12 protein-coding genes are annotated in these 9,708 nt (G+C 69.9%); 6 read left to right on the forward strand and 6 right to left on the reverse strand.

The window, feature by feature from the left end; translation table 11 throughout:
• Window positions 1-753 carry an ABC transporter permease gene (locus FXO23_RS04005; RefSeq protein ID WP_158880831.1) on the forward strand — a complete coding sequence of 251 codons (753 nt, stop codon included), beginning with the start codon at window positions 1-3 and terminating at the stop codon, window positions 751-753.
• Between the two features lie 9 nt (window positions 754-762).
• On the opposite strand, the gene FXO23_RS04010 is transcribed toward FXO23_RS04005, so the two are convergent.
• A complete protein-coding gene (locus FXO23_RS04010; protein WP_158880833.1) occupies window positions 763-2,250 on the reverse strand; it encodes an amino acid permease in 1,488 nt (495 codons plus the stop codon).
• A 215-nt stretch (window positions 2,251-2,465) separates the two neighbouring features.
• Between FXO23_RS04010 and FXO23_RS04015 the strand changes: the two genes are divergently transcribed.
• On the forward strand, window positions 2,466-2,813 hold the full coding sequence (locus FXO23_RS04015; protein ID WP_158880835.1) for an SH3 domain-containing protein: 348 nt from the start codon (window positions 2,466-2,468) through the stop codon (window positions 2,811-2,813).
• Window positions 2,814-2,862: 49 nt separating this feature from the next.
• Here FXO23_RS04015 and FXO23_RS04020 read toward each other — a convergent pair whose 3' ends face one another.
• Together FXO23_RS04020 and FXO23_RS04025 are read right to left on the reverse strand one after the other, a co-directional pair.
• The gene (locus FXO23_RS04020) at window positions 2,863-3,867 is read right to left on the reverse strand and encodes an alpha/beta fold hydrolase (RefSeq protein WP_158880837.1); all 1,005 of its coding nucleotides are present in this window, start codon (window positions 3,865-3,867) and stop codon (window positions 2,863-2,865) included.
• 113 nt (window positions 3,868-3,980) lie between these two features.
• Entirely contained in the window at window positions 3,981-4,946 is a 966-nt protein-coding gene (locus tag FXO23_RS04025) for a zinc-binding dehydrogenase (protein WP_158880840.1), read from the reverse strand.
• 58 nt (window positions 4,947-5,004) lie between these two features.
• Between FXO23_RS04025 and FXO23_RS04030 the strand changes: the two genes are divergently transcribed.
• From FXO23_RS04030 to FXO23_RS04040, 3 genes are read left to right on the forward strand one after another with little or no spacing between them, the layout of a single operon-like run.
• Window positions 5,005-5,205, forward strand: a complete 201-nt coding sequence (locus FXO23_RS04030; protein WP_158880842.1) for a hypothetical protein — start codon at window positions 5,005-5,007, stop codon at window positions 5,203-5,205.
• A 10-nt stretch (window positions 5,206-5,215) separates the two neighbouring features.
• On the forward strand, window positions 5,216-5,677 hold the full coding sequence (locus tag FXO23_RS04035) for a guanyl-specific ribonuclease (RefSeq protein ID WP_158880844.1): 462 nt from the start codon (window positions 5,216-5,218) through the stop codon (window positions 5,675-5,677).
• A gap of 5 nt (window positions 5,678-5,682) precedes the next feature.
• A complete protein-coding gene (locus FXO23_RS04040) occupies window positions 5,683-6,045 on the forward strand; it encodes a barstar family protein (protein ID WP_158880846.1) in 363 nt (120 codons plus the stop codon).
• Between the two features lie 188 nt (window positions 6,046-6,233).
• On the opposite strand, the gene FXO23_RS04045 is transcribed toward FXO23_RS04040, so the two are convergent.
• Both FXO23_RS04045 and FXO23_RS04050 read right to left on the reverse strand, forming a co-directional pair.
• Window positions 6,234-7,007 carry an enoyl-CoA hydratase family protein gene (locus FXO23_RS04045; RefSeq protein WP_158880848.1) on the reverse strand — a complete coding sequence of 258 codons (774 nt, stop codon included), beginning with the start codon at window positions 7,005-7,007 and terminating at the stop codon, window positions 6,234-6,236.
• A gap of 20 nt (window positions 7,008-7,027) precedes the next feature.
• Window positions 7,028-8,212, reverse strand: coding sequence for a cytochrome P450 (locus FXO23_RS04050; protein ID WP_158880850.1), 1,185 nt, complete (start codon window positions 8,210-8,212; stop codon window positions 7,028-7,030).
• Between the two features lie 112 nt (window positions 8,213-8,324).
• Between FXO23_RS04050 and FXO23_RS04055 the strand changes: the two genes are divergently transcribed.
• The gene (locus tag FXO23_RS04055) at window positions 8,325-8,759 is read left to right on the forward strand and encodes a MarR family winged helix-turn-helix transcriptional regulator (RefSeq protein ID WP_158880852.1); all 435 of its coding nucleotides are present in this window, start codon (window positions 8,325-8,327) and stop codon (window positions 8,757-8,759) included.
• 36 nt (window positions 8,760-8,795) lie between these two features.
• Here FXO23_RS04055 and FXO23_RS04060 read toward each other — a convergent pair whose 3' ends face one another.
• Window positions 8,796-9,437 carry a cyclase gene (locus tag FXO23_RS04060; RefSeq protein ID WP_158880854.1) on the reverse strand — a complete coding sequence of 214 codons (642 nt, stop codon included), beginning with the start codon at window positions 9,435-9,437 and terminating at the stop codon, window positions 8,796-8,798.
• Window positions 9,438-9,708 lie beyond the last annotated feature (271 nt).

Genomic DNA, 9,708 nt, shown 5'->3' on the forward strand with positions numbered 1-9,708 from the left:
ATGAACGTGGTCAGCAACACCGGTACGGTCTTCGCCCGGGAGATGGCGCCCCAGGTGCGCAACCCCGCGGGACTGCTGTTCACCATGGCGCAGCCGCTGGTCTTCCTGCTGCTGTTCGGCCCGCTGCTCACCGGCCAACCCGGGGTCGGCGGCAGTTCGCCCTGGCAGTGGTTCGTGCCGGGGATCCTGGTCATGCTCGGCCTGTTCGGCACGTCCAGCGCCGGGTACTTCCTGCTCATCGAACTGGGTTCCGGTTCGCTCGAACGCATGCTGGTGACCCCGCTGAACCGCGCCGCGATGCTGGTGGGCCGCACGCTGAAGGAGGTCAGCATGCTGCTCGCGCAGGCCGTGCTGATCGTCGTCGCGGTGCTGCCGTTCGGGTTCCGGCTGTACCCGCTCGGCGCGCTGGCCGGGATGCTCGTGCTCGCCCTGTTCGGGCTCGGCCTGGGCGCGCTGTCCTTCGCCCTGGCCATCGCCGCCCGGAAGCAGGAGACGTTGTTCTACGGGGTGCAGCAGATCCTGCTGTTCCCGTTGTTGCTCTTGTCCGGGGTGCTGCTCCCGATCGACGCGGCACCGGGCTGGTTGCGGGGGCTCTCCGCGGCCAACCCGGTGACCTACATCGTCGACGCCGAACGGGAACTGTTCGCCGGAACGTTCTCCGCGGCGGCGCTGTACGGCGCGATCTCCGCCGCGGCGATCGCGGCGGTCGGGCTGGTCACCGGGACCCGCGCCATGCGACGCGTGTCCCTGTGACGCCCTGGCTCAGCCCGCCTTGTCCGGTTCGGACGCGGCGGGCTGAGCCCGGGCCAGCAGCGAATGCCGCTTGCTGTAGGCGAAGTAGATGACCAGCCCGAGGGCGAACCACACCGCGAACCGCAGCCAGGTCATCGGCTGCAGGAAGGTGATCAGGTAGATCGAGAACGCCACGCCGATGAGCGGCACGATCGGCATGCCCGGGGTCCGGAACGTCCGGGGCAGGTCGGGCCGCCGGTAGCGCAGCACGATCACCGCGATGCACACCACCACGAACGCCAGCAGGATGCCGATGTTGGTCAGCTCGGCCGCCTCACCGATCGGCAGGAAACCGGCGATGAGCGCCGAGACGACCCCGGCGATCCAGGTGACCCGGGTCGGCACCTGCCGCACCGGATGCGTTTTGGCGAACCAGCGCGGCAGCAGGCCGTCCCGGCTCATCGAGAACCACACCCGGGTCACGCCCAGCATGAAGGTGAACATCACGGTGAGGATGCCGATGATCGCGCCGATCGCGATCACCGTGGCCAGCCCGGACAGGCCGACCGAGGCGAACGCCGAGGAGAACCCGCTCTTCGGGTCGATCTCGGTGTAGCTCTGCATCCCGGTCAGCACCAGGCAGGCCAGTACGTACAGCACCATGGAGATGAGCAGCGAGTACACGATCGCCTTGGGCATGTGCCGCTGGGCGTCCTTGGATTCCTCGGCGGCGGTGCTCATCGCGTCGTAGCCGAACACCGCGAAGAACACCAGCGACGCCCCGGTCATCACGCCGTTCAGGCCGCTCGGGGCGAACGGGGTGAAGTTGCCGGTCTTGACGTAGAAGAACCCGACCAGGATCACCACGAGCACGACGATGACCTTCAGCGCCACCACGAACGTCTCGAACCGGGCCGCGCTCTTGATGCCGCGGGTGAGCAGGAACGCGATGAGCAGGCACAACAGCGCGGCGAACAGGTCGAACTTGTAACTGCCGGTCGGCACGCCCGAGGGTTCGGTGCCCGGCGCGCCGAGCATCCAGTTCGGCAGGTCCAGGCCGATCTGCTGGAGCAGGAAGCTGAAGTAGCCGGAGATGCCGATGGCCACCACCGCGACGATCGCGGTGTATTCGAGCAGCAGGTCCCAGCCGATGAACCAGCCGGCGATCTCACCGAGCACCGCGTAGCCGTAGGTGTAGGCCGAACCGGCCTTGGGGATCAGCCCGGCGAACTCGGCGTAGGAGAACGCGGCGGCCGCGCTGGCGACCCCGGCCACCAGGAAGGACAGCAGCACGGCGGGGCCCGCCGCGGGCAACCCGACCGACGGGTCGCCGTGGGCCACCTTGCCGGCCAGGGCGAAGATTCCGGCGCCGATGATGCCGCCGACGCCGATCGCGGTGAGCTGCCACAGCCCGAGCGTTCGTTTGAGCCCGCCGACCTGTGGATCCTCGAGCTGGTCGATCGGCTTGCGGCGGAAGATTCCGGAACTGGGACCGAAGCTGTTACGCGCGGTGGTCATCTGCGCCTCCCAACCCGAGCGGCAAGTCGGCCCGGGGTCCTCCGGGCTCACCGGGGAAAGGTACTCGCTGGTGTCAGTTTTGTGGATGATGTTGTCACCGGCAGAGGACAACGGGCTCGTAGCGAGGCATCTCACAGTGCGCGGTCCGGGGGAACCGAAGGCGGCGCCAAGCGCTCTCAACGCTGCTTTTCGACAAGTAGCAAGGAGATCGCAGCATGTCTGTTCGCAGAATCCTTTCGGCCGCCGGTGTCGTGGGGGCGACCGTGTTCGCCTCCGCGGTCTTGGCCGTGCCCGCCTCGGCGGCGCCCGCGACGGTGGCCACGCCCGCTGCGGCGGCGGACAAGGATTGCCGCTGGAAGGCGGCCGAGACCATCCTGATCCGGACCGCGCCGCGGACCAGCGCCACTTCGGTGGGGCAGGTCAACAAGGGGCAGCGGATCTGCGTCATTCCCCCGGCGGTGACGGGCGGCAAGTACACCGCGTGCGGCCGCACGGACGACCGGTGGCTGAAGCTCGGCACCAAGCGTTACGTCGCCGGGATGTGCGTCGACTTCACCGGCTGACGCGCGAATCGCGCCTCCGTCGCCGGAATCCTCGGCGGCGGGGGCCCGATCAACCCGCGGCCTCGGCCGTCGCGGCGACCGCGGCGGGTCGAGTCCGCCGCTTGGTCCGGCAGGCTCCGGCCGCGAAGTAGGTGAGCAGCTCGCCGATTTCGATCGGATCGTCCAGTTGCGGGCAGTGGCCCCAGTCATCGCGCACCAGCAGCCTGCTGTGCGGCACCAAGGCGTGCAGCTGGCGACCGGAGGCCGCGCTCACCAGGCGGTCCTTCCCGCAGGCGACCACCAGCAGGGGCGCGGTGACCTTGTCCAGCTGGTAGGCCTGGCCGAGTTCCTCGACGAGCTGTTTGGCCTGCGCCAGCCGGGACGTGGTGGCGCGGTAATCGGGGAACAGGTCGGTGAAGCGCCGGACCTGCGTCGAATCGGCGACCGAGCTGTCCGCGTAGAGCAGGCGCGGAACGACCTGCTCGGCGACCGCGCGCACCAGGAAGCCGGGGACCGGCAGCGGCAGCGACGCGTACACCCGGAGCGGCAGCGGGTACCGCCCGACGGTGCGGACCAGCCAGGAGTCCACGAATCCGGGCGCCGCGATCGACACCACACCGGCGATCGGAAGTTTCGGGTTCTGCGCGGCGCGCAGGCTCATCGTGCCGCCGAGCGAGTTGCCGGCCAGCACGACCCGGCCGAGTACGGACTGCTCGCGGAGCACGGCCGCGGTGAACGTGTCGAGTTGCGGGAGGATCGCGCCGGGACGCAGCGCCTCCGCTTCACCGAAACCGGGCAGGTCGACCGCGATGGCGGCTACCCCCGCCGCGGCGAGTTCGCCGAGCACCGGGCGCCAGGTGTCCGCGCTGTCGCAGTACCCGTGCAGCAGCACCAGGCGCGGCGCCGACGGTCGCGCGGCGCGCTTGGCGCCGCGGCGGCCCGGACGGACCGGGGCCTGCTCGGCCGGCCGCGGGCCTACCTCGAGCACGCGGGTGCGCACTCCGGCGAAACGGCGGTAGCCGACCCGGATCGGATCGGCCGGCGTCGGCGGCGCCACCCGCTGCTCTGCGGTCATAAACTCAGGTTAGACAACAAATCTCGGGTTAAACCGGAAAGCGGTCGATCACAAACCGGTCTCCGAGCGGTGTCGGCAGTGCGTCTGCGCAGGTCACTCCGGGCGCGCGGAAATTAGCGAAGGAAAACGATCTTCCCGGCCGTGTCGCCGCCCTGCATGCTGCGGAAGCCCTGCTCGGCTTCCTCGAACGGCAGCTGGGCCCCGATCTGCGGACGGATTCCGGCGAGATCCACGTACTCCAGCAGGCTCGCGAGCTCGTCGCGGGTGCCCATGGTGGACCCGGCCACGCGCAGTTGCAGGAAGAACACCCGCTGCAGTTCCGCGCTCGCGTCCGGTCCGCTGGTGGAGCCGGAGACCACGATGATCCCGCCCGGTTTGAGCGATTTCACCGAATGCGACCAGGTCGCCTTGCCGACCGTCTCGAACACCGCGTCCACCCGCTCGGGCAGCCGGGCGCCGGATTCGAACGTCTGGTGCGCGCCGAGCTGCTCGGCGAGCGCGCGCTTCTCCTCGCTGCGGCCGGTGACCCAGACCCGGAAACCGGCGGCGCGACCGAGCTGGATCAGCGCGGTGGACACCCCGCCGGACGCGCCCTGCACGAGCAGGGTCTGCCCGGGGCGCAGGCCGGACTTCACGAACAGCATGCGGTAGGCGGTCAGCCAGGCCGTGCCCATGGTGGCGGCCTCGGCGAAGGACAGCCCCGCCGGTTTGGGCAGCACGTTGCGCGCGGGAACCACCACGTAGTCGGCGAAGGTGCCCTGGTGCTTCTCGGTGAGCAGGGTGCGCTTCGGGTCCAGGGTGTCGTCGCCCTGCCAGCCGGGGGCGTTGATCACCGAGTGCAGCACGACCTCGGTGCCGTCCTCGAGGGTCCCGGCGCCGTCGCAGCCGAGGATCATCGGGAACTGGTCCGGTTTGATCCCGACCCCGCGCAGGGTCCAGATGTCGTGCATGTTCAGGCTGGCCGCCTTGACGGCGACCTTGACCCAGCCGTCGGGCACCTCGGGCTCCGGTCGCTCGCCGACGACGAGCGAGTTCAGCGGGGCATCGGCGTTGGGCTCTTTGGCGTAGACGGCGAACATGGCCCGAACTTACCCGGGCGGCCCCGGATCGGCAGCAGCACGGGCGTAGTCTCACATCGTGCTTGACGGACTCAGCGACTGGTGGGACACGGTCGAACTATGGCTCGCGCAGCTGTGGTTCCCGCTGCAGTTCGTCCTGGTCGTGGCGGTGCTCGCGCCGCTGTGCCTGGGGGCCGCGTGGCTGATCGATCGGCTGGTCGACCGGATCTCCGCCTGGTTCGGCTCGACCCGCGGCGAGGATTCGTCCGGTCGGCCTTAGGGTGACGGCCATGTTCAATCGAAGGCGGATCACCGCCGCACTGATCGGGCTGATCGTGCTCGTGGTCGGTGGCTGGCTGGTGAAGGACGCCATGTCCGGGAGCGATCCGGCGCCCGCTCCGCCGAGTGCTCCGGCGACCGGCAACGCTCCGGTGCGGACCGGTCCGGTCGCGGGCGCCGATTCGGGCCTGCCGGTCAAACCGCTGTCCGGACTGCCGCCGCAGGCCGCGGACACCTGGCGGCTGATCCAGGCCGGTGGGCCGTTCCCGTATCCCCGCAACGACGGGGTCGTGTTCGGGAACCGGGAGAAACTGCTGCCCGCCAAACCGTCCGGCTACTACCACGAGTACACCGTGAAAACGCCGGGCAGCGCGGACCGCGGGGCCCGAAGACTGGTCACCGGGGACGCGAAAGAGCTTTACTACACCGAAGATCACTACGGCTCGTTCGTCGTGGTGGACCCAGGGCGGTGACGACAATGGAGCAAATCGACGCCAAGGCCGCCGTCGAGAAGGCCAGGGGCCGCGGCGCCTATCCGCACGTGGTGTCCGGCGGCACCGCGGACAAGATGTCCACAGTGGACGCCATCGCGGCGGAACTGTCCTTCCCGGACTGGTTCGGCCGGAATCTGGACGCCTTGTACGACTGCCTGACCGATCTGTCCTGGCTGCCGGTGGGGGAGCACGTGCTGATCTGGGTCGGCTCGGACCGGCTGAAGCAGGCGGATCCCAAGGCGTACCTGGCCATTCGCAGCGTGCTCTCCGATGCCCAGCGCGCCCTGGCCCCCGGCGGCGGCCGCAACGACAGCCGCCGCCTCACCGTCGTCCTCGCCGACTCCTGACCCAGCGGGTCCTCGCGGCAGGAAGGGACCTTTACTCCGGTTGAACCGTAGTAAAGGTCCCTCGCTCCCGTTGAGCGGTAGCGAAGGTCCCTTCCTGCCGCCTCTCGGCGGTCTGCTGGGGGTCGTGAGTGGTGCGGCCGGTTCTGACCGGCCTGAACACCCACGCCCCCGGTACCCGGTGCGACCAGTCAGTCCTGGGGGACCCAGTTGGGTTTGCGCTTCTGGGCGAAGGCGAGGATGCCTTCCTGTCCTTCCTCGCTCGCGAAGAAGCCCGCGGACAGCTCGTTCATCGCGGCGAAACCCTCCGCCGGTGTCGCCGGTCGCGGGCTGCTGAGCAGGTCCTTGGCGGCCGCGAGCGCCTTGGGGCCGCCGAGCGCGAGCGAACGGACGTATCCGGCCACCGTTTCGTCCAGATCCTCGGCGGCGACCGCGGCGTTGATCAGGCCGATCCGTTCCGCGCGTTCGGCGTCGAAGGTGTCCCCGGTGAGGAACAGCTCGTGGGCGGCGCGCGGGTTGAGCCGGGGCAGCACGGTGAGCGAGATGACCGCGGGCACCACGCCGATCCGCACCTCGGTGAAGGCGAACGTCGCCTCGCGCACGGCGACCGCGATGTCCGCCGCCGCGACCATGCCGATGCCGCCCGCGCGGGCCGGTCCGGCGAGGCGCGCGACCACCGGCTTGGGGCTGGTCCACAACTGGTCCAGGATCCGGGGGAACTCGTTGACCCCCTGGTTCTCCGCACCGGCGCCCCGGGCCTCCTTGAGGTCCATGCCCGCGCAGAACACCGGGCCGGTGTGGGTGAGCACGATCACCCGGACGTCGTCGTCCTCGCGCGCCCGGTCCAGGCCCGCGCTCAGCTCCCGGCGCAGCTGCGCGGAGAGCGCGTTGCGGTTGTGCGGGGAGTCCAGCGTGATCGTGGCGGTGCCGCCCGCCACCGAGTAGTGCACCAGTTCGTCAGCCATGTGCCGCACCTTACTAACCGTCAGCCAACAAGGCGTGCCCGCAGCCGGGGCAGCCGCCGGATCGCCAGATCGCCCTGCCACTCCGGCGGGGCGTCCGGATCGGCGAGCCGGGCCCGCGGGTACGCGCCGAGGAAGGAGTCCAGGGCGACCACCGCTTCGAGCCGGGCCAGGGTGGCGCCGAGGCACAGGTGCGGGCCGAACCCGAAACTGAAGTGCGCGCCTGCCCGGCCCGGGGCGAACTCCGCCGGGGACGGGAACGCGTCCGGATCGTGGTTCGCGGCGGCGAGGTTCACCAGCACCGGCGCCCCGGCGGGAACGCGCACCCCGTCGAGTACGACCTCCTCGGTGGTGAAGCGGTAGGTCGACAGCGGGAACGGCGGGTCGCGGCGCAAGGTCTCCTCGGTGAACGCGGTCAGCTCTTCGCGGCCGCGCGGGCGTTCGGCGGGTGGGAGCCGCAGGACGTGGTACAGCGCCGAGGCCAGCAGGCTCGCGGTGGATTCGTGCCCGGGGATGAACAGTCCCGCCATCCACATGACGACCTCGCGCGAGCTGAGCTCGTCACCGAGCGCGAGCAGTTCGGTGATCATGCCGGGCAGCAGCCGATCCGGTTCGGCGTGCACGAGGTGGCCCACGGTGGCGTAGAGGCGGGCCACACCCCGCCCCACGATCTCCGGCGACCCGCCGAACGAGATGTCCTCGCTCGCCGCGCGCAGCACCGGCCGGACGTCTTCGGGCAGGCCGAGAAGTTCGGAGATCACCGCGACCGGCAGCGGATACGCCAGCGCCTCGACCAGATCGACTTCGGCGTCCCCGATCGCGGCGAGCAACTGGCGGGTGAGCCCGGCGATCGCCGGTTCCCGCGCGCGGATCGCGCGGGGGTTGAACACGGTCATGTGCAGGCGGCGCAGCCGGATGTGCTCGGTCCCTTCGGACAGCAGGAGGTTGCCGATCCCGGCGTCGCGGGTGGCCGTGATCAACGGGTCCGCGAGTTCCGGCGGCGCGTGCTCGATCGCCTTGCTGAACCGCGGATCGAGCAGGATCGACCGGACGAGCCGCGGCTCGCACACCACCCAGACGCGGGTGCCCGCGAACCTCACCCGGACCACCGGAGCGGTCGCGCCCAGGCCGAGCAGGCCGGGCAGATGATCGCCCCGGCTCGGTGCCGGATCGACGTAAACAACCGGAGCTTCGCGCGCGGTACCCACGATTCCTGCCTCCCGTCCGATAAAGTCTCGGGTCGACCAAGAAGGCCGAACGGTCCAAGTATCTCGACATTACCAAGATACTTGGACTGGGCGAGGCAATCGGAGGAATTCGGTGAGCGAGGAACCGATCGCGACCATCGCCGCGGCCCTGCGGCGCTATGCGGCGGCCGTGATCCTGGCCGAGGAGGGCGCGTCGCCCCGGCTCAACCGCAGTGACGTGCAGTTCCTCAACCTGCTGGAGCTGCACGGATCGCTGACCCCGGGCGAGCTGGCCAAGCTGAGCGGGCTGACCACCGGGAGCGTGACCGGCGTCGTGGATCGGCTCGAAGCGGCCGGGTACGCGCGGCGGGAGCGGGATCCGGCGGACCGGCGGAAGGTGGTGGTGAGCGTGGACCGGGAGCGGGTGCTGCGGGACATCGCCCCGCTGTACGACGCGCGGGCGCGCGGCCTCGAGCGGATCGCCGAGGACTACACCCGGGAACAGCTCGACCTGATCGCCGGTTTCCTCGGCCGGTTCGTCGCTGAGCTGCGCCCGGAACTGCCCTGAACGGCATGCTCGCCGTTCAGGGCAGGTGCGCCCGGATCAGCCGATGGTGGTCTTGGTGAAGACCGGGCTGGGGTTGGGGAAGCAGGCGGTGGGCGCCTCGATGTCGACGAGCTGGGTCACCACGGCGGTGAAGGTCAGCCCGGGATCGTTGTAGCTGGTGCCGGCGAGCTTGGTCTCGATGGTCCCGGAGTTCCCGGCCTTCAGGTGCGCGGTGATGGTCGGCAGCTCGAACTGGGCGCCACCGGCGATCGGACCGGGGAAGCTGACCGTCGCGACACCGTTCGCCACGTCGATCTTCGGCGGGGTCGGGCCGAGTCCGGAGCCGCCGGTGAGGTCGGCGCCGACGTAGCTCGAGTTGGCCGGGATCGGGATCTTCAGGGCGAAGTTCTTGATGTGCTTGACCTTGTACCCGCTCACGTCGGCGGGCACGGTGTTCGGGGCGGGATCGATCACGACGTCCAGTGCGCCGCCCGGGGCGACCGTGGCGGGCGCGGAGACGTCGGCGGCCTGCTTGAAGGTCGCCTGCTTCGGTCCGACGACCGGAGCGTTGGCCTGGCAGTCGAAGATGACATCGACCGGAGCGGCCGAGGCCGGGGTGGCGAGGGTGGCCACCGGAACGAGGGCGAAGGTCGCGCAGGCGAGCACGCGCGCGCTGGTGTGACGCAGGGTTGACTTCATTGTCTTCCACCTTGGGGAGAGGGATACCTGAGGCGGCGCGTCTAGATAGTTACCGGCAGGTATGAAAACGCGTCAAGTTTTCACATTTACCATGCGCGCCCGGTAGCGGAACTGGGAAAAAGCCCCGCTGAAGTGCGCAACCGGTGGGCCGTCAGGGTGAAATCCCGCAGTCCTACCCAATGCCACATTGAGGTTTTCTCAGTAGGGCTTACCCAGGGGTGCTCGGAGTGCTCGATGCGGCGTGGGGAACCTCGCCTTCCCGTGCGCGCCG

This window comes from Amycolatopsis anabasis (assembly GCF_009765355.1).
Lineage (GTDB): Bacteria > Actinomycetota > Actinomycetes > Mycobacteriales > Pseudonocardiaceae > Amycolatopsis > Amycolatopsis anabasis.

What these genes read in the sequence shown, in the direction of transcription:
- FXO23_RS04005 (WP_158880831.1), top strand. Translation starts at nt 1, where the DNA reads ATGAACGTGGTCAGCAACACCGGTACGGTCTTCGCCCGGGAGATGGCG.
- FXO23_RS04010 (WP_158880833.1), bottom strand. Translation starts at nt 2,250, where the DNA reads ATGACCACCGCGCGTAACAGCTTCGGTCCCAGTTCCGGAATCTTCCGC.
- FXO23_RS04015 (WP_158880835.1), top strand. Translation starts at nt 2,466, where the DNA reads ATGTCTGTTCGCAGAATCCTTTCGGCCGCCGGTGTCGTGGGGGCGACC.
- FXO23_RS04020 (WP_158880837.1), bottom strand. Translation starts at nt 3,867, where the DNA reads ATGACCGCAGAGCAGCGGGTGGCGCCGCCGACGCCGGCCGATCCGATC.
- FXO23_RS04025 (WP_158880840.1), bottom strand. Translation starts at nt 4,946, where the DNA reads ATGTTCGCCGTCTACGCCAAAGAGCCCAACGCCGATGCCCCGCTGAAC.
- FXO23_RS04035 (WP_158880844.1), top strand. Translation starts at nt 5,216, where the DNA reads ATGTTCAATCGAAGGCGGATCACCGCCGCACTGATCGGGCTGATCGTG.
- FXO23_RS04040 (WP_158880846.1), top strand. Translation starts at nt 5,683, where the DNA reads ATGGAGCAAATCGACGCCAAGGCCGCCGTCGAGAAGGCCAGGGGCCGC.
- FXO23_RS04045 (WP_158880848.1), bottom strand. Translation starts at nt 7,007, where the DNA reads ATGGCTGACGAACTGGTGCACTACTCGGTGGCGGGCGGCACCGCCACG.
- FXO23_RS04060 (WP_158880854.1), bottom strand. Translation starts at nt 9,437, where the DNA reads ATGAAGTCAACCCTGCGTCACACCAGCGCGCGCGTGCTCGCCTGCGCG.